At 68.7% G+C, this 17391-nt stretch carries 17 protein-coding genes and 1 tRNA gene; 16 read left to right on the top strand and 2 right to left on the bottom strand.

Annotated elements, in window-relative coordinates; translation table 11 throughout:
* Positions 1–293: 293 nt before the first annotated feature.
* The 6 genes from GWK61_RS11775 (at position 294) to GWK61_RS11750 (ending at position 5445) form a co-directional block, all read left to right on the top strand.
* Positions 294–1127, top strand: a complete 834-nt coding sequence (locus GWK61_RS11775; protein ID WP_194908358.1) for an Fpg/Nei family DNA glycosylase — start codon at positions 294–296, stop codon at positions 1125–1127.
* A gap of 99 nt (positions 1128–1226) precedes the next feature.
* Positions 1227–2555: a PP2C family protein-serine/threonine phosphatase gene (locus GWK61_RS11770; RefSeq protein WP_228562149.1), complete on the top strand. Its 1329-nt coding sequence runs from the start codon at positions 1227–1229 to the stop codon at positions 2553–2555.
* Positions 2556–2689: 134 nt separating this feature from the next.
* A tRNA-Gly gene (locus tag GWK61_RS11765) sits at positions 2690–2760 on the top strand.
* A 147-nt stretch (positions 2761–2907) separates the two neighbouring features.
* Complete coding sequence (locus tag GWK61_RS11760) at positions 2908–3519, top strand: RipA family octameric membrane protein (RefSeq protein ID WP_194908357.1); 612 nt, start codon at positions 2908–2910, stop codon at positions 3517–3519.
* Between the two features lie 14 nt (positions 3520–3533).
* On the top strand, positions 3534–3953 hold the full coding sequence (locus tag GWK61_RS11755; protein WP_194908356.1) for a hypothetical protein: 420 nt from the start codon (positions 3534–3536) through the stop codon (positions 3951–3953).
* Positions 3954–4263: 310 nt separating this feature from the next.
* Positions 4264–5445: an IS30 family transposase gene (locus GWK61_RS11750; RefSeq protein ID WP_194908390.1), complete on the top strand. Its 1182-nt coding sequence runs from the start codon at positions 4264–4266 to the stop codon at positions 5443–5445.
* 83 nt (positions 5446–5528) lie between these two features.
* On the opposite strand, the gene GWK61_RS11745 is transcribed toward GWK61_RS11750, so the two are convergent.
* The gene (locus tag GWK61_RS11745) at positions 5529–6008 is read right to left on the bottom strand and encodes a ribose-5-phosphate isomerase (protein ID WP_194908355.1); all 480 of its coding nucleotides are present in this window, start codon (positions 6006–6008) and stop codon (positions 5529–5531) included.
* A gap of 160 nt (positions 6009–6168) precedes the next feature.
* On the opposite strand from GWK61_RS11745, the gene GWK61_RS11740 reads away from it, so the two are divergent.
* Together GWK61_RS11740 and GWK61_RS11735 are read left to right on the top strand one after the other, a co-directional pair.
* The gene (locus GWK61_RS11740; protein ID WP_194908354.1) at positions 6169–8274 is read left to right on the top strand and encodes an MMPL family transporter; all 2106 of its coding nucleotides are present in this window, start codon (positions 6169–6171) and stop codon (positions 8272–8274) included.
* 164 nt (positions 8275–8438) lie between these two features.
* A complete protein-coding gene (locus GWK61_RS11735; RefSeq protein ID WP_194908353.1) occupies positions 8439–9872 on the top strand; it encodes an aldehyde dehydrogenase family protein in 1434 nt (477 codons plus the stop codon).
* A 72-nt stretch (positions 9873–9944) separates the two neighbouring features.
* Here GWK61_RS11735 and GWK61_RS11730 read toward each other — a convergent pair whose 3' ends face one another.
* The gene (locus tag GWK61_RS11730) at positions 9945–10664 is read right to left on the bottom strand and encodes a DUF2625 family protein (protein ID WP_194908352.1); all 720 of its coding nucleotides are present in this window, start codon (positions 10662–10664) and stop codon (positions 9945–9947) included.
* A gap of 279 nt (positions 10665–10943) precedes the next feature.
* On the opposite strand from GWK61_RS11730, the gene GWK61_RS11725 reads away from it, so the two are divergent.
* From GWK61_RS11725 to GWK61_RS11690, 8 genes are all read left to right on the top strand, one after another.
* Positions 10944–11474 carry a hypothetical protein gene (locus GWK61_RS11725; protein WP_194908351.1) on the top strand — a complete coding sequence of 177 codons (531 nt, stop codon included), beginning with the start codon at positions 10944–10946 and terminating at the stop codon, positions 11472–11474.
* A gap of 82 nt (positions 11475–11556) precedes the next feature.
* Entirely contained in the window at positions 11557–12015 is a 459-nt protein-coding gene (locus GWK61_RS11720) for a GNAT family N-acetyltransferase (RefSeq protein ID WP_323747520.1), read from the top strand.
* 128 nt (positions 12016–12143) lie between these two features.
* The gene (gene tig, locus GWK61_RS11715) at positions 12144–13544 is read left to right on the top strand and encodes a trigger factor (protein WP_194908350.1); all 1401 of its coding nucleotides are present in this window, start codon (positions 12144–12146) and stop codon (positions 13542–13544) included.
* Between the two features lie 240 nt (positions 13545–13784).
* Positions 13785–14411 (top strand): ATP-dependent Clp protease proteolytic subunit, encoded by a 627-nt coding sequence (locus GWK61_RS11710; RefSeq protein WP_369125578.1) that lies wholly within the window; start codon positions 13785–13787, stop codon positions 14409–14411.
* A gap of 59 nt (positions 14412–14470) precedes the next feature.
* A complete protein-coding gene (locus GWK61_RS11705) occupies positions 14471–15115 on the top strand; it encodes an ATP-dependent Clp protease proteolytic subunit (RefSeq protein ID WP_323747519.1) in 645 nt (214 codons plus the stop codon).
* A 215-nt stretch (positions 15116–15330) separates the two neighbouring features.
* Entirely contained in the window at positions 15331–16662 is a 1332-nt protein-coding gene (gene clpX / locus GWK61_RS11700) for an ATP-dependent Clp protease ATP-binding subunit ClpX (protein WP_194908349.1), read from the top strand.
* Between the two features lie 109 nt (positions 16663–16771).
* Positions 16772–16993: a DUF8778 family protein gene (locus tag GWK61_RS11695; protein ID WP_194908348.1), complete on the top strand. Its 222-nt coding sequence runs from the start codon at positions 16772–16774 to the stop codon at positions 16991–16993.
* A 13-nt stretch (positions 16994–17006) separates the two neighbouring features.
* A complete protein-coding gene (locus GWK61_RS11690; RefSeq protein ID WP_194908347.1) occupies positions 17007–17357 on the top strand; it encodes a type II toxin-antitoxin system PemK/MazF family toxin in 351 nt (116 codons plus the stop codon).
* The last annotated feature ends 34 nt before the right edge of the window (positions 17358–17391 follow it).

The following is a 17391-nucleotide window of genomic DNA, read 5'->3' as shown; positions in this document are numbered from 1 at the left end:
CCTTGTTGTCCCTGCTGTGCCTGCGGCCCCTGTTGTTCCTGACTCCTCGGTGTCGGTGTTGCCGGGACGGCCCGTCGTGCCTCTCCCATACCCGGAGGCGTCCGCGGCGGCGCCGGCTTGGGGCGCGCGGTGGGCACACCCCTCGTCTCCGGCTGCGGACGTCGGCTGTGGCGCGGTGTCGCGCCGAGGTCTCCGGGCTTGGGGCCGCCCTTGCGGCCGAGGCTCTCAATGGTCATCAGGCTGCCGCCTTCGTCGCGATCGAGTGTCAGTGGGGACGGGTAGTGTCCTTAGGTATGCCCGAAGGTCACGTGATTCACCGTCTTGCCGGCAAACTCGACTCGGTCTTCACCCCCGAACATACCTCGGAATCGCCGTTGTCCGAGGTCAGCAGCCCACAGGGGCGTTTTGACGCTGGCGCACGGCTGGTGGCAGATCTTCCGTATGCCGGCTCCGAGGCGCACGGGAAGCATTTGTTCATCGGTTTCGGCCCCGACCGTTGGATCCACGTCCACCTGGGTTTGTACGGCAAGTTTCATGTAACGGACGAACCGCCCGGTCCGGTGGTGGGCCAGGTGCGGCTGCGGATGGTGGGCAAGTCCGGCCACGCGGACCTGCGTGGGGCCTCGGCGTGCGACCTGTACGGCCCCGACGAGCGCACCGCCCTGCTGCGCCGCCTGGGCCCGGACCCGCTGCGCGCCGACGCCGACCCGGACCTGGCCTGGCGCAAGATCTCGGCCAGCTCCCTGACCATCGCCGAGCTGCTGATGGAGCAGCCGGTGCTCTCCGGCGTGGGCAACGTCTATCGTGCCGAGGTGCTGTTCCGCGCCGGACTTGACCCCTACCGCAAGGGCCGCGACGTCACCCGCGAGCAGTGGGACGGGATGTGGGACGACCTGGTGGTCCTGATGGCCGAGGGCGCGCGGATCGGCCGCATCGACACCGTCTGGCCGCAGCACACGCCGGAGGCGATGGGGCGCCCGCCGCGCAAGGACGACCACGGCGGCGAGGTGTACGTCTACCGCCGCAACGGCCAGGCGTGCCTGGTGTGCGGCACGCCGGTGGCGACGGCCGGGGTGCGCGACCGGAACCTGTTCTGGTGCCCGACCTGTCAGAAGGCCGCAGCCTGAGGGGTAAAAGGATCTTCTAGCCCGATGATCGACCGCGCACCGTGACGGCGCGGTGATCGCAGGGTGACGAAGAGGCCGTACTCCCGATATGGTTCGCGCATGACCGCGGACTCGGGGAATGGGCAGTCCGGCAGACGCACGGCCACCAAACGACGTCGGCGCTTCGTCGGCGGCCGGCTCGCGGAGGGCAGGACCGGTCGCTGGCTGACCGACCACGCCATGGCCTCGGACCTCTACCTGCTGCCCGCCCTCGGGATGGTGGCGGTCGGCTTCGGGATGCTGACCGTGGCCTTCCCGGAGGCCTGGACCCCGGCCATGCTGGCGCTGCCGGTGCTGGCCGGCGGCCTGCTGATGAAGCTGCGCGGGCAGCTGCTTCTGCTGGTGATCTGCATCGCGGTCCTGATGGCCGTGTCCTGGCACCGCGAGCGCGCCGGCGTGGCCTTCGGCTCGGCCCTGGCCGTCTTCGCCACCGCGGCGCTGGTGATACTGACGTCGCGCTCGCGGCTCCGGCTCGGCGTGCAGGGCACCCGCGGCGAGGCGATGCTGCTGGACCTGCGGGAACGCCTGCGGGCTCAGGGCCTGGTGCCGCGGTTGCCGGCCGACTGGCATGTCGATATGGCGATCCGATCGGCCGGTGGCCAGTCCTTCGCGGGCGACTTCCTCATCGCCGCGCTCTCACACCCGGCGTTTCCGGCGCAGCGTCGTCCGGAGCTCGCGGCGACCGCTGTCGGGACGGGCAGCGTGCCGGGCGCTTCAGCTGCTGTGAGCCAGGGCGTCGCCTCCGCATCGACTGCCATCGCCTCCGACCCCGACCTTGGCTCCCACCCCCACGCCGCATCAACTCCCGACCTCGACGAGCCCCCCACCCAAGGCCAGACCCTCGAACTCGGCCTCGTCGACGTCAGCGGCAAGGGCCTGGCAGCCGGCACGCGCGCGCTCCTGTTGTCGGGAGCCTTCGGCGGCCTCCTGGGCACCGTCCCCTCCCGTGACTTCCTGGCCTCGGCGAACAAGTACCTCCTTCGCCAGGACTGGGACGAGGGCTTCGCCACCGCCGTCCACCTCGTCGTCGAACTGGAAACCGGCCACTACCGCTTCCACAGCGCAGGCCACCCCCCGATCGCCCGCCTGACCGCCAAAACCGGCCGCTGGTCCACCGAAGAAGCCGAAGGCCCCCTCCTGGGCATCCTCGCCGACGCAGAATTCCCCGCCACCGAAGGCTGCCTAGACCGAGGCGACGCCCTCCTCCTGTTCACCGACGGCCTGGTAGAACGCCCCGGCCGCGACCTCGACGAAGGCCTGGACCGCCTCCTCGGCGCCGCCGAAACCCGCCTCACCACCGGCTTTACCGGCGGCGCCGACCGCCTCATCAACGAAGTGGCCCCGAACGTCAAAGACGATCGCGCCCTCGTAGTGGTCTGGCGCACCTAGCGGCGCGGCGTGGTGCGTGCGCGCGCGGGGCGGCTGCACCGTGGCGCTCACCGCATCGCACCGGGAACCGGGGTGAGAAGGAGGCACGGAGTGTGCCAAGATAGACGCACGCGCGGTGCTCCGGCGCTGCGGGTGCGGATGTAGCTCAATGGTAGAGTCTCTGCCTTCCAAGCAGATTGTGCCGGTTCGATCCCGGTCATCCGCTCTGTACTTCCAGAGCCCGGTTCAAGCCCTCGTGGCGGAGCCGGGCTTTCGGCGTCTCACGGGGCGTCTCATAGGTCGTCCGGCGTACGGGCTCTGATCTTCGGCTATCCTCGCGAGCATCCGAGATCGTCATGCCTGGGGAGGGGCGATGGCTCAGCGTCCGAATCGGGTGTCTGCTCCGCGGGTTTCGTTCGAGGAGTACAAGCTGTACTACGAGTCTGCGGAGAAGGTCACTGAGCGCAGGCTGTCGATGAACCGGTGGAATTACTCTGTGCTGGTTGCGACGTTGTTGGCGACCGGTGGGGTGATCACGTGGAGTTCGTCGCACAAGTCGTTCTTGTTCGTGGGGATCTGCGGGGTTCTTATTCTGAGCGGGACGGCTACGCTCATGTGTGCTCTGTGGATAAAGCAGATAGACGACTTCAAGGCTTTGAACACGGCGAAGTTCAAGATAATCAACGATATGGCGCCGTTGGTGAAATTCGACGAGGAGGACGACGCGGTCGTCTCGTTCCGGTGCTTCGAGAAGGAGTGGGTGGAGCTGGAGCGGCTGCAGGCGCTTCAGCGGGTGGGGCGGCGTAGGATAGCTCCGGTGCGTGGGCTGAGTTCGTCGACCGCCGAGTACTTCATCCCCAGGGCGATGATGTTCATATTCCTCCTGGTATTCGGTGGTACGTGTGTGTTTGCGGCTTCGAGCTGGGGCGATGTCACCCGCCACCTTTCGCCTTTCAGTGCGGTCCGGGTCGGAGTGGAACAGTGAGTACGACGCCTTATGTGTACGTCATCATGCCGGTCCAGTCTGACCCGCACTACAAGGAGAAGCGGGCGGTTCTTTCCTCGGCCGCCGCGCATGCGGGGATCGATGTCCATTTCCCTTTGGATCATCTTTCGGCGTACGGGGCGGATTTCGATCTGGAGGAGACCCTCTCCGCGCTGTCCCATTCGATCGGTGTCGTCGCCGATCTGAGTCTGGAGCGGCCCAGCTGCTACTACGAGCTGGGGCTGGCGCAGGCGCTGAAGGTGCCCGTGGCGTTGGTCGCCCAGGCCGGGACGATGATCCATCAGGCCGACCACCGGGGATCCGTGGTCGAGTACTCGGACAGCAAGAGCTATGGCGACGTCCTTGAAGAGGCCTTCGGCCGCCTCATCGCCGATCAGCAGGCGGATCACCGCGGGGCGCTGAGTCAAAGGTAAGTGAACTTCGGTCCGCGACCAGGCGCCAGACCAGCACAAAGGGCCACCCGATCCTTGGGTTCTAGCGATCCCCGCAACACCCCGAAACTAGGGAGTTGCGGGGATCGTGGTTTCTGGAGAGTTGAGGGCTCGGTTCTTCGATGCGTTGGATCGTGAAGGCGGGAGTGTCTCGGCGGCCGCGCGTGTGGTGGGCGTGAATCGGGCCACTGCATACGGTTGGGCTCGGAAGGCGGGCGTGCGTGGCCGGGGTAAGCCCGGCCGTGGTGGGCATCCGGGGCGGGCGGAGTACGAGCGGCTGCGGGCGTCGGGAATGCGGCGGCAGGATGCTGCGGCGCAGGTGGGGGTCAACGAGCGGACGGCCGAGGACTGGGACAGGGGCGTCCGTAAGACCAACGGCTCGCGGGTGTATCCCGGCGGGCGTCTGGTGGACTACAAAACGGGTGTGACCACCTACGTTGGCCGGCTGGCCGAGCCGTCGATGGCTGTGTTGGAAGCCGAGCTGCATCCGCGGTTCCTGACGCTGGCCGAGCGGGAGATGATCGCGGACCTGCTCCGGCAGGACGTGTCGTTGCGGGAGATCGGCCGGCGGCTGGGTCGGTCGGCCTCGACGATCAAACGCGAGGTGGACAGGCACCTTTCGACGGGCGGCTCCTATCGTCCGTATGCCGCCCAGCGGTCCTGGGCCAAGGGCCGCGCCCGGCCGAAGGACGCCAAGCTCGCCGCTGAAGGTCCGCTGCGTGAGTACGTCACGGCCAAGCTCGCAGTGCGCTGGTCGCCCGAGCAGATCTGCCACGCTTTGGTGAAGGAGTTCCCCGACGACGGGAGCATGCGTGTGAGCCCGGAGACCATCTACCAGGCGATCTACGTCCAGGCCCGCGGCGGTCTGCACCGCGAGGTCGCTGCCGCGCTGCGCACCGGCCGCACCCGCCGCAAGCCGCACAAGCAGTCTGACCGGCGCAACCCCCGGTTCGCCGACCCGATGGTGATGATCTCCGAGCGGCCGCCGGAGGTCGCCGACCGCGCCGTGCCCGGCCATTGGGAAGGCGATCTGATCGTCGGCACCCGCAGTGAGTCGGCGATCGTGACCCTGGTCGAGCGCACTACCCGCTACGTGCTACTCGGGCACCTGCCCGGCGGTCATACCGCCGAAGAGGTCCGCGACGTGCTCGTGCCGCTGATCGGGACCCTGCCCGAGCACCTGCGCGGCTCGCTGACCTGGGACCAGGGCTGCGAGATGGCCGCCCACAAACAGTTCTCGGTCGCCACGAACGTGCCGGTCTACTTCTGCGACCCGCACTCGCCCTGGCAGCGCGGGTCGAACGAGAACACCAACGGGCTGCTACGCCAGTACTTCCCCAAGAGCACCGACCTGTCCGCCTACGGCCCCGAAGACCTTGAACACGTCGCCCAGGAACTCAACGGCCGACCACGCAAAACGCTCGACTGGGACACCCCAGCCGAGCGCTTGCGTAAGCTACTGACAGCCACATAGACCATCAGGTGTTGCGAGGACTCGTAGAATCCGCCATCCCGGGCGGCCCTTCCGCGTCTCAGCCTTCTTGCGACCGTCCCGCCTTAGCCCGCGGCACCGGGCAGGGCCGGCAGCACCCCGCTCTTCTCGTAGTCGCTCATCATCTCGATGCGGCGGACGTGGCGCTCCTCGTTCGAGAACGGAGTGCCGACGAAGACCTCGACGAAGCGCGTGGCCTCGTCCTCGGTGTGCATGCGGCCGCCGATGCTGATGACGTTCGCGTTGTTGTGCTCCCGCCCCAGCCGCGCGGTCTCCTCGCTCCAGGCGAGGGCGGCGCGGATGCCGGGGATCTTGTTGGCGGCGATGGCCTCGCCGTTGCCGGAGCCGCCGATGACGATGCCCAGGGCGTCCGGGTCGCCGGCGGTCCTGCTGGCCGCCAGCATCACGTACGGCGGGTAGTCGTCCTGGGCGTCGAAGGCGTGCGGGCCGCAGTCGACGGCTTCGTGCCCGGCGGCCGTCAGCCAGGTCACGAGGTGGTTCTTCAGGTCGTAGCCGGCGTGGTCGCTGCCGAGGTAGATGCGCATATGGAGGATTATCCCATCCGCGGCGGGCCCGGCCGAGCCGGCCACCCGTTCGGCCGATTGCGATGCGTGGTGCGGTGGTGCACTGTTGTTCTGGTAGTCAATCATGATCGTGGAGTGAGCGGAGTGGCACCGGACCGAAACCGACCGAAGGGGGGCAGCCATGGAGCGATTCTCGAGATTCGTGCTCGCCCACCGGCGCGCGATCGCCGCGCTGTGGCTGGTGCTGTTCCTGGCCGGCGGATGGTCCTCCTCCATCCTGTCCAAGCACCTGAACCAGAGCTTCACCATCGCCGGCACACCGTCGGTGGCGGCGAGCGACGCGCTGGTCGCGCAGTACCACGTCGGCGGCGGCTTCGATCCGCTCGTGCCGGTGTTCGTCCTGCCGCCGGGACAGACCCCGGAGGCGGTCCGGCCCGCGCTGGAGCCCGCGCTCGCCGCTATCCCGGGGCGTGTCGTCGACTACTACAACACCGGCAACCGCGCCTTCCTCGGCGCCGACGGCCGGACCATGTTCGCCCTCGTCTTCACCCCCGCGATCGGGGACCAGGTCAAGGACGCGAAGACGCAGACCGACGCGGCCCGCGTCCTGCCGCGCCAACTCGCCGCCGCGGCCCCGGCCGGGACCCAGGTGCACGTCACCGGCATCACCCCGCTGTCCTCCAACGGCAGCGGCGGCGGCAACGGCGTGCTGACCGAGGCCCTGCTCGGCGGGGCCGGCGCGCTCATCGTGCTGGCCCTCGTGTTCGGGTCCTTCCTCGCGCTGCTGCCGCTGATGATCGCCGCGGTCTCGATCCTGTCCAGCTACCTCGTGGTGCTGCTCCTGACCGAGTTCATGAAGGTCCAGGCCGTGGTGCAGTACATGGTCGGCCTGATCGGCCTGGGCGTGGCCATCGACTATTCGTTGCTGCTGGTGACCCGGTGGCGCGAGGAGGTGGCGCACGGCGCCGACAACGAGACCGCCGTGCACCGCGCGATGGCCACGGCCGGCCGGGCCGTGCTGGTCAGCGGACTGACGGTCGGGCTGGGCCTGCTGTCGCTGATCGTGGTCCCGATCCAGTTCATGCGCTCCATCGGCATCGGCGGCATGCTGATCCCGGTGGTCAGCGTGGCCGTGACGCTGACCCTGCTGCCGATCGCGCTCACCGGCTTCGGCCGCCGCCTGGACTGGCCGCATCTGCGGCACGAGGACAAACCGAGCCGCGCCTGGACCGCGTGGGCCCGCTGGGTGGTCCGACGACGCTGGGTGGCCGCAGGCCTGGCGCTGGTCGTGCTGGTCACGCTCGCCGTCACCGCGCTGGGGATCCACGAGGGCGATCCGACGACCGACTCCCTCGCCAAGTCCGGCGACGCCCGCCAAGGACTCGTTGCCCTGCGCGCGGCGGACATCCCCAGCGGCGTGCTCAATCCCTACGTGGTGCTGACCCCGCCGAACACCGAACCCACGGTGCTGATGCCGGGCAACGGCATCCACGCGGTGGTGCCCGTGACCACACCTCCACCCGGTACCGAAAAGTCCCCGACCACCCGGTGGCCGATGACGGTCGTCCTGCCCAGCGACGAGGCCGCGACCAGCCAGGGCCAGCACGTCGTCAAGCTCACCCGCACCACGCTCGTCCAGGCGATCCCCGGCACGCTCGTGGCCTCCAGCGCGCTGGCCAACATCGACAACATCCACAAGATGTACGGCCAGTTCCCCATCCTCCTGGTCATCCTGGCCGTCCTCACGTTCCTGGTCCTGGCCCGCGCCTTCCGCTCCCTGCTGCTCCCGGCCAAGGCGGTGCTGGCGAACCTGCTCTCGGTCGCCGCGGCCTACGGCGGCATGGTCCTGATCTGGCAGGACGGCCACGGTTCCCACGCCATCTGGGGCGTCCCGGCGACCGGCGGCATCCCGTTCTGGATCCCGATGATCGTCTTCGCGTTCCTCTACGGCCTGTCGATGGACTACGAGGTCTTCATCCTGTCCCGCATGCGTGAGGAGTTCGACGCCGGAGCGAGTACCGATGAGGCCGTCGTCGTGGGCCTGGGCCGCACCGGCCGCCTGGTCACCAGCGCCGCCCTGATCCTCTTCCTGGCGTTCGCCGCCTTGGCCAGCGCGCCGCCGACGTTCCTGAAGATCTTCGCCACCGGTCTGGGTGTCGGCATCCTGCTGGACGCCACCGTCGTCCGGGCGCTGCTCGTGCCCGCGCTCGTGTCCCTGTTCGGGCGCTGGAACTGGGTGCTGCCCGGGTGGGCCGCTCGCGTGCTGCGGGTGAGGCAGTCGCCGTGAGGACGCCATGAGCTGGAGGTCGATATGGATGCTGATACCGGAGCGACCCGTGGGTCCCGTGAGCAACGCCACGCCCGGTACCTCCTGGTCCGTCCTTGTGCCGCCATGATCGTGGCGCTAGCGTCCGCAGAAATTCGCACTGCTAGTTTCCCCGGGACGGCCCAATGAGCGTGCTCACCTTCACCGACCAGTACATCGGCGGCAAATGGATCCCCTCGGCGTCCACCGAGACGGTGGACGTGCTGAACCCGGCCACCGAAGAGGTGATCGCCGCGATCCCCGCCGGCGGTGCCGCCGACGTGGACGCCGCCGTGGCCGCGGCCCGGTCCGCGGCGCGCGCCTGGGGCGCCAGCCACAAGGACTACCGGCTGGAGTTCCTGGGCCACCTGGTCGCCAAGCTCGCCGAGGCGCAGGCGGAGATCGTCGAGACCGTGGTCGCCGAGCTCGGCTGCCCGGTCGGCTTCGCCACCGCGGTGCAGGCCGCGCTGCCGTTGGGCGTGGCCGAGAGCTACCTGCGCATCCTGGCCGACTACGAGTTCGAGGAGCAGGTCGGCAACTCGGCCGTCTACCACGAGCCGGCCGGCGTCGTCGGCGCGATCACGCCGTGGAACTACCCGCTGCACCAGGTCGTCGCCAAGGTGGTGCCGGCGCTGGCGGCCGGGTGCGTCGTGGTGCTGAAGCCGGCCGAGGACACGCCGCTGACCGCGCGCCTGTTCGCCCGGCTGGTCGACGAGGCCGGCTTCCCGCCCGGCGTGTTCAACCTGGTCACCGGGACCGGCGCGGCGGCCGGTGCGGCGCTGGCCGCGCATCCGGACGTCGACATGGTCTCCTTCACCGGCTCCACCGCGGTCGGCCGGCAGGTCGCCGAGCACGCCGGGCGCGGCGTCAAGCGGGTGGCGCTGGAACTCGGCGGCAAGTCGGCGTGCGTCGTGCTGCCCGGCGCGGACCTGGCCAAGGCGGTCAACATCGCGGTCGCCAACGTCTTCAACAACTCCGGCCAGACGTGCTCGGCCTGGACGCGTCTGCTGGTCCCCGAAGAGCAGTACGCCGAGGCCTTGACCATCGCGGTCACCGCCGCAGGCAAGTTCGTGCCCGGTGACCCGACCAGACCGGAGACCCGGGTCGGCCCGGTGGTCAACGCCAAGCAGCGGGACCGGGTCCGCGGCTACCTGAACGACGCCGTCGGCGAGGGCGCGCGGGTCGTGGTCGGCGGCGCGCAGGCCCCGGACGACCTGCCGACCGGGTTCTACGTGCGCCCGACGGTCCTGGCCGACGTCACCACCGACATGGCCGTGGCCCGCGAGGAGATCTTCGGCCCGGTCATCTCCGTGATGTCCTTCCACGACGCCGAGGACGCGCTGCGCATCGCCAACGCCACCGAGTACGGGCTGGCCGGGGCGGTGTGGGCGGCCAACGACCACGAGGCCGTGGCCTTCGCCCGGCGGATGGACACTGGTCAGGTCGACATCAACGGCGGCCGGTTCAACCTCGCGGCGCCCTTCGGCGGCTACAAGGGCTCCGGCGTCGGCCGCGAGCTGGGCCGGTTCGGGCTGGAGGAGTATCTGCAGACGAAGTCGCTGCAGTTCCGGGTCGCCTAGGGTCGCCTCAGGCCGCATAGGGTCGCCTGGGGTTGCCCAGAACGACGCCGTCAGCCGCGGATCAGCCGCAGATCACACGAGTCCGAGGAACCCGGGGTCCCCGACGCCGATCTGCTCCGCGAAGTCCGCGGCTATGCCCAGCACGCCGGTCATCGGCACGGTGCGCCGGCTGGTCGTGGTGTCGTCTGTCGGCTTGCTCCAGAGGAACGGGAACACGCTGATCGCCTGCGTCGGTCCCACCGCGGCGGTCTCCTCGCGCCAGCCCTCCCAGCGCAGCGCGTTGTAGAACCCTTCGAGCCGCTCGGACAGCAGCCACGCGAGCCACGCCGAGTGCCCGATCCCCAACGCTTCCCACGCCAGCGTGTCCGGCGCGAAGTAGGTCATCTGCCCCGGCTGCCCGGGCCGTTCCGAGGCGGCCGGATCCATGCCGTTCAGCGCGAACACACCGCCGAGCACGTCGTGCGCGACGACCAGCCCGGCCGGCGCCTGCCACCCGGGGTCGAACGTCTCGGGGAAGCCGTTGACCTGGGCCAGGCTCGGCAGGCCGCCGTCGTGACCCGGGCCGCCGCCGTAGACCCGGACCCAGCCGTCGTCGACCAGCAGGCCGCCGCAGTTCAGGGTCAGGCCGCCGAGCATCGACCGCGCCGTGACCTGGAGTTGATGGAGCCCGCGAGAGCTCTCGTGGGGGTCGGGCGCGAAGACGGTCAGGGGCATCGGGCAGTCCGCGAACAACGTTTGGAGCTCCGGCCATGCCGGATCCTCGACCTCGATCAGCTCGGTGAGTTCTCGCATCCGCCCGATCATGGCAGATCTGACTGGCGTTGCCGACCCCGAGACGGTTCAGGGATTGCTCATCGGGCTGGCGGCGAGAGGCCGCACCACGCCGATCTACATCAGCTCCCTGATGCGTCCGGTGCCGAATGTCCGGCAGTCCCCGGCCGTGTCCTTTTATACCGGGACGATTCCCGGTAGCGGCACTCCAGATCTCGACCCGAGAAGGATGACCGCTACCATCTCGGCGATGGGGCACCGACACCCCCGACGACCTCGAAACTCCGGGAGGGGCCGAGCATGGCAGCGAAGTGGGCCGCGATGTCCAAGGGCGCACGGATACTGCTGGCCGCAGTCCTTCTCTACGCTGTGGAATCGGTTCTCATAGTCGCGACCGACGCCGACGCCAACAACGGCTATGCCAGTGTCCTGATCGGCGCGGTCACCTCCGCCTTCGGCGCCTTCCTCGCAGGCGCTGCGCTGCACACCGACTACCTGGGCGCCTTGCGCCTTCGCTGGCGCCTGCGCTCCGGCGCAGAGCGCGCCACCGCGACCGTGGCCGCCGTGGTCTCCTTCCACAACAGCGACTTCACCTACCCGGTCTTCGAGTACGACACCCCGGACGGCGCCACCCACCGGCACGCCGACGCCTCCAGCCGCGCCCTGGAGATCGGGGCGACGGCCGAGGTGCGCTACCTCCACGCCGAGGCCGACTTCGCGGTCGGGCCGCTGAGCCGGTTCAACGTCGCGGTGTTCGCCGTCCTGGCGGCCCTGGGCCTGGTGTTGCTGGTGTTGATGCCGCTGATGACAGTGCAGGCCTTGTTCAGCTGAAGCCCGCGATGCCGCAGTAACAACGCCGCAGTAACAACGCCGCAGTAACAACCAAGACATCTCCCAGAGCCACACTGGCGCGGTGAGCGCACCGATCATCACCGTCACCGAAGTGCCCTGGGAGCACCCGCAGGCGGCCACACTCCGTGACGCCCAACGCGCCGAGATCGACGCGATGTACGGCCCGGGCAGCGAACCCGGGGTCGCGCCGTCGGCCTCCGACATCGCCCTGTTCCTGATCGCGTATGTCGCGGACCAGGCGGTCGGCTGCGGCGGACTGCGTCCACTGGAGCCGGGCGCCGCAGAACTCAAGCGCATGTATGTGGTGCCGGACTGGCGCGGCCGCGGCGTTTCCGGCGCCGTGCTGGCGGCGCTGGAGCAGGCGGCGGTAGCGCGCGGTTGGCGCACGCTCCGGTTGGAGACCGGGCCGAAGCAGGCCGCCGCGATCCGCTTCTACGAGCGCTCCGGGTACGTGCCGATCCCGGGTTTCGGAGCGTATGCCGATGAGCCGATGTCCCATTGCTACCAGAGAGAGCTGTAGCGAGTTCGGGGACCGTTTCCTTCAGGGGCGGCACTCCGGGTTACGATGGGGCTTCGTACCCCGTCCACGCGCGACGTCGCGCCATGACTCGAGGCTGCCAGGCCGGCAGCGCCGCAAGGAGAGCAGCAGTGAAGAGCGCTGTCGAGACCCTGGACCCGACTCGGGTCCGGCTCACCGTTGAGGTCCCGTTCGAGGAGCTCAAGCCGAGCCTCGACGCGGCCTACAAGAAGATCGCCGAGCAGGTCTCGATCCCGGGCTTCCGCAAGGGCAAGGTCCCGGCCGCGGTCATCGACCAGCGTTTCGGCCGCGGCGCCGCGCTGGAGGAGGCCATCAACTCCTCGCTGCCGCAGTTCTACGGCCAGGCCGTCGAGGAGAACAAGATCGAGGTCGTCGGCCAGCCCGACGTGGACCTGGCCGAGTTCGAGCCGGGCCAGGACCTGAAGTTCACCGCCGAGGTGGACGTGCGCCCCGAGTTCGACGTGCCGGCCTACGACGACATCGAGGTCGAGGTCGAGGACGCGACCGTGGCCGACGAGGCCGTGGACGAGCGCATCGAGGACATCCGCAAGCGCTTCGGCTCGCTCAAGGAGGTCGAGCGGGAGGTCGCCGACGGCGACTTCGTCACCCTGGACCTGGCCGCCTCGATCGACGGCGAGGTGCTGGAGGACGGCACCGCCAAGGGCATGAGCTACGAGGTCGGCTCCACCCAGCTCATCGAGGGCACCGACGAGGCGATCATCGGCAAGAAGGCCGGCGAGACCGCCACCTTCACCTCCAAGCTGCTCGGCGGCTCGCACGCCGGCGAGGACGCGACCATCGAGGTCACCGTCACCGCGGTCAAGGAACGCGAGCTGCCCGCGCTCGACGACGAGTTCGCCCAGCTGGCCAGCGAGTTCGACACCATGGAGGAGTTCCGCACCAACGTCCGCGAGACGCTGGAGCGCTCCGAGCAGTTCGAGCAGGTCGCCTCGGCCCGGGACAAGGTGCTGGAGGTCCTGCTGGAGCGGGTGGACATCCCGCTGCCGAAGTCGGTCGTGGACGCCGAGCTGGCCTGGCGCAACGAGGCCCTGGACCGCCAGATCGCGATGGGCGGCATGACCCGCGAGGGCTTCTTCAAGCTGCAGGAGAAGACCGAGGACGAGTACAACGCCGAGCTCGCCGACGAGGTGCGCGACGGGGTCAAGGCCCAGTTCATCCTGGACAAGCTGGCCAACGCCGAGGAGATCTCGGTGAACGAGGGCGAGCTGACCAACCACCTCATCCAGCGCGCGTCCCAGGCCGGCATGCGCCCGGACGAGTTCGCCCAGCAGATCTCCTCGGCCGGGCAGATCCCGGCCCTGGTCGGCGAGGTGCGCCGGGGCAAGGCGCTGAACCTGGTCCTGGAGGCCGCCAAGGTCAAGGACGCCGCCGGCAACGAGGTCGACGTCAAGAAGATCAACGCCCCCGACGTCGAGGACACCGACGGCGAGAACCCGGACAGCCACGGCCGGGTGCCGGATGACGAGCACTACGGCCACAAGCACGACTGATCGAACACCGGGTGTCGGTCGCCCGGTATGACGAAAGCCCCGCTCCCTGCGCAGGAGGCGGGGCTTTCGCGTATGCCGTCAGCGAACAAGGGCCGGGCCGCCGACGCCGTGGGGGACCGGGGCGTTAGGGTCGTCCTAGGACCGGCGGCGATCACGAGTCGAGGGTGTCACAGGGCTCGACGGTGTTCGTTGTTCCGTATCCGCGCATTCCGCTTCCGACGAACCAGGCAGGGTGAACTTATGACGACGCCGCTGACCCCGATGGCCCGTGCGGGCGTTGACAGCCCGCTCGGCCTGAGCGACCAGGTCTACAACCGGCTGCTGCGCAACCGGATCATCTTCCTGGGCACCCAGGTCGACGACGACATCGCCAACTCGCTGTGCGCCCAGTTGCTGCTGCTCACCGCCGAGGACAGCGAGAAGGAGATCTACTTCTACATCAACAGCCCCGGCGGCTCGGTCTCCGCGGGTCTGGCGATCTACGACACGATGATGTACATCCCGAACGACATCGTGACCGTGGGCATGGGCATGGCGGCCTCGATGGGCCAGTTCCTGCTCACCGCCGGCACCCCCGGCAAGCGCTTCGCGCTGCCGAACACCGAGATCCTGCTGCACCAGGGCTCCGCGGGCATCGGGGGCTCCGCCGCCGACATCCGGATCCAGGCCGAGCGCCTGCTGCGCAGCAAGAAGCGGATGGCCGAGCTCACCGCCCAGCACACCGGGCAGACGCTGGACAAGATCGAGACGGACTCCGACCGCGACACGTGGTTCAGCTCCGCGGAGGCCAAGGAGTACGGCCTCATCGACGACATCATGACGCACGCCAACGACGTCCCCGGTGGCGGCGGCACCGCCCAGGCCTGAGGCCCCTCGCAGCGCCCCGCCTGACCCCCATCCTGCCGCCCCTCTCGGAGGACCTTCCCATGAACGACATGCAGTACCGCGGGCCCGAACACGACGCCCGCTACATCGTCCCCAAGTTCAGCGAGCGCACCAGCTACGGCTTCCGCGAGTGGGACCCGTACTCGAAGCTGTTCGACGAGCGGATCATCTTCCTCGGCGTGCAGATCGACGACGCCTCGGCCAACGACGTGATGGCCCAGCTGATCACCCTGGAGTCGATGGACCCCGACCGGGACATCTCGATCTACATCAACAGCCCCGGCGGCTCGTTCACGGCGCTCACCGCCATCTACGACACCATGCAGTGGGTCAAGCCGGACATCCAGACGGTGTGCATGGGCCAGGCCGCCTCCGCGGCCGCGGTGCTGCTCGCCGCCGGCACCCCGGGCAAGCGCCTGGCGCTGCCCAACGCCCGGATCCTGATCCACCAGCCCTGGAGCGAGGGCGGCCGCGGCGACCTGTCCGACCTGGAGATCCAGGCCAACGAGATCCTGCGGATGCGCACCGTCATGGAGCAGATGCTGGCCAAGCACAGCGGCCGCGACGCGGCGCTGGTGCACAAGGACATCGACCGCGACAAGATCCTTTCGGCCGAGGACGCCAAGGAGTACGGCATCATCGACCAGGTGCTGACCTCCCGCACGGACTCCCTGAACATTCGGTGACCGGTTGCGGACACTGATATATGGGCGGGGTTACCCGCCACGGGCCGTGGCATCGGATTATCATTCGATGCCACGGCCGATGCGCTCGCGATTGTCGAGCGCTCACGCCTCGCCGGGGGTATGAGCGGTACCGTCTTGGGGGACAGACTACGAAGCGCCTACAGCGCCCAGGAGTGGGTCCAGCACCGGGATCTTCACAAAGGAGAAGCTCCACCGTGGCACGCATCGACAACGCCGACCTGCTGAAGTGCTCTTTCTGCGGCAAGAGTCAGAAGCAGGTCAAGAAGCTCATCGCGGGCCCCGGCGTGTACATCTGCGACGAGTGCATCGATCTGTGCAACGAGATCATCGAGGAGGAGCCCGGCGAGCCGGCCGCGGCCCGGGGCCTGGCCGAGCTGCCCAAGCCCAAGGAGATCTACGACTTCCTCGACGAGTACGTCATCGGCCAGGAGAACGCCAAGAAGAGCCTGTCGGTGGCGGTCTACAACCACTACAAGCGGGTGCAGGCCGGGGACTACCAGCGCGAGCGCGGCGGACGCCGGGCCGAGCACATCGAGCTGGCCAAGTCCAACATCCTGCTGCTGGGCCCCACCGGCTGCGGCAAGACCTACCTGGCGCAGACCCTGGCCCGGATGCTCAACGTGCCCTTCGCCATCGCCGACGCCACGGCGCTGACCGAGGCCGGGTACGTCGGCGAGGACGTCGAGAACATCCTGCTCAAGCTGATCCAGGCGGCCGACTACGACATCAAGAAGGCCGAGTCCGGGATCATCTACATCGACGAGATCGACAAGATCGCCCGCAAGGCCGAGAACCCGTCGATCACCCGCGACGTCTCCGGCGAGGGCGTGCAGCAGGCGCTGCTGAAGATCCTCGAGGGCACGGTCTCCTCGGTGCCGCCGCAGGGCGGGCGCAAGCACCCGCACCAGGAGTTCCTGCAGATCGACACCACCAACGTGCTGTTCATCGTCGCCGGGGCCTTCGAGGGCCTGGACAAGATCGTGGACGCCCGGGTGAACAAGCGCGGCATGGGCTTCACCGCCCAGCTCCGCTCCCGCTACGACGTCGACACCACCGACGTGTTCGCCGACGTGCTCCCCGAGGACCTGCTGAAGTACGGCATGATCCCGGAGTTCGTGGGCCGGCTGCCCGTGGTCACCTCGGTCCACAAGCTGGACCGCGCGGCCCTGGTCCGGATCCTGGTCGAGCCGCGCAACGCGCTGATCAAGCAGTACCAGCGGCTGATGGAGCTCGACGGCGTGGAGCTGGTCTTCGAGGACGACGCCGTCGAGGCCATCGCCGACCAGGCGATCCTGCGCGGCACCGGAGCCCGCGGCCTGCGCGCGATCATGGAGGAGGTGCTGATGTCGGTGATGTACGAGGTCCCCAGCCACTCCGACGTCGGCACCGTGGTCATCACCGGCGAGGTGGTGCGCGAGCACGTGCTGCCCACGCTGGTGCCGCGGGACCAGCGCGCTTTGAATGAGCATGGTCGGCGGACCGGGACGCAGCAGAACCTGAACGAGCGGCGGGACCGGTCGGCTTAGGTTCGGCGCACAGACGACAAGGCGGCGGTTCGCTTCGGCGGACCGCCGCTTCACTCTTTTGAGTACTACCTCGGTGGCACCATGGGTCGCACCGGGGTAGCATTGACTCATGGTGACAAAACTCAGCATTTCCCTCCCCGATGACGATGTGGCGTTCCTGGACGAGTTGGACGCCGGTTCTCGGTCGGCGGCCATACACGCCGCCATCGAAGTGGCTCGCTCCATGAGCCTGGTCGACGACTACACCGCCGCTTACGACGAATGGGTCGAGTCCGGCGACGCCGAACTGTGGGAGGCCGTGGTCGGCGACGGGATCACAGATGATGAGTAGTCCGGTGCCGGCTATGCGCCGAGGCGACGTTTTTTGGGTTGATCTGGACCCGGCCCGGGGCAGCGAGGCCAACAAGACCCGCCCAGCGATCATCGTCTCCAACAATGGAGCGAATTCTGCGGCGCACCAGAATGGCCGAGGGGTGATCACGGTGGTGCCGCTCAGCTCGAAGATCGCGCGCGTCTACCCGTTCCAGGTGCTCATCGAAGCCGTCGACCATCCCGGGCTGCGGGGAGATTCCAAAGCCCTGGTCGAACAGATCCGCAATGTAGACGTCTCCCGGATCGGTCGACGGATCACGGCCCTGAGCCCGATCACGATAAAGAAGCTGGAGGCCGCGATGCGTATGCATCTCATGCTGTAGCCGATACTCGGCAGAAACGCCTCGGGGGCACCAC

Source organism: Catenulispora rubra, assembly GCF_015356825.1.
In the GTDB taxonomy this organism is placed as follows: Bacteria; Actinomycetota; Actinomycetes; order Streptomycetales; family Catenulisporaceae; genus Catenulispora; species Catenulispora rubra.
Note: the sequence above shows the minus strand (reverse complement) of the source record. Positions and strands in the feature narration are given on the sequence as shown.

Excerpts from the sequence above, each read along its gene's own strand:
- GWK61_RS11775 (WP_194908358.1), top strand. The coding sequence starts at position 294 with ATGCCCGAAGGTCACGTGATTCACCGTCTTGCCGGCAAACTCGACTCG.
- GWK61_RS11770 (WP_228562149.1), top strand. The coding sequence starts at position 1,227 with ATGACCGCGGACTCGGGGAATGGGCAGTCCGGCAGACGCACGGCCACC.
- GWK61_RS11760 (WP_194908357.1), top strand. The coding sequence starts at position 2,908 with ATGGCTCAGCGTCCGAATCGGGTGTCTGCTCCGCGGGTTTCGTTCGAG.
- GWK61_RS11750 (WP_194908390.1), top strand. The coding sequence starts at position 4,264 with ATGCGGCGGCAGGATGCTGCGGCGCAGGTGGGGGTCAACGAGCGGACG.
- GWK61_RS11745 (WP_194908355.1), bottom strand. The coding sequence starts at position 6,008 with ATGCGCATCTACCTCGGCAGCGACCACGCCGGCTACGACCTGAAGAAC.
- GWK61_RS11740 (WP_194908354.1), top strand. The coding sequence starts at position 6,169 with ATGGAGCGATTCTCGAGATTCGTGCTCGCCCACCGGCGCGCGATCGCC.
- GWK61_RS11735 (WP_194908353.1), top strand. The coding sequence starts at position 8,439 with ATGAGCGTGCTCACCTTCACCGACCAGTACATCGGCGGCAAATGGATC.
- GWK61_RS11730 (WP_194908352.1), bottom strand. The coding sequence starts at position 10,664 with ATGCGAGAACTCACCGAGCTGATCGAGGTCGAGGATCCGGCATGGCCG.
- GWK61_RS11725 (WP_194908351.1), top strand. The coding sequence starts at position 10,944 with ATGGCAGCGAAGTGGGCCGCGATGTCCAAGGGCGCACGGATACTGCTG.
- GWK61_RS11710 (WP_369125578.1), top strand. The coding sequence starts at position 13,785 with ATGACGACGCCGCTGACCCCGATGGCCCGTGCGGGCGTTGACAGCCCG.
- GWK61_RS11705 (WP_323747519.1), top strand. The coding sequence starts at position 14,471 with ATGAACGACATGCAGTACCGCGGGCCCGAACACGACGCCCGCTACATC.
- GWK61_RS11695 (WP_194908348.1), top strand. The coding sequence starts at position 16,772 with ATGGTGACAAAACTCAGCATTTCCCTCCCCGATGACGATGTGGCGTTC.
- GWK61_RS11690 (WP_194908347.1), top strand. The coding sequence starts at position 17,007 with ATGCGCCGAGGCGACGTTTTTTGGGTTGATCTGGACCCGGCCCGGGGC.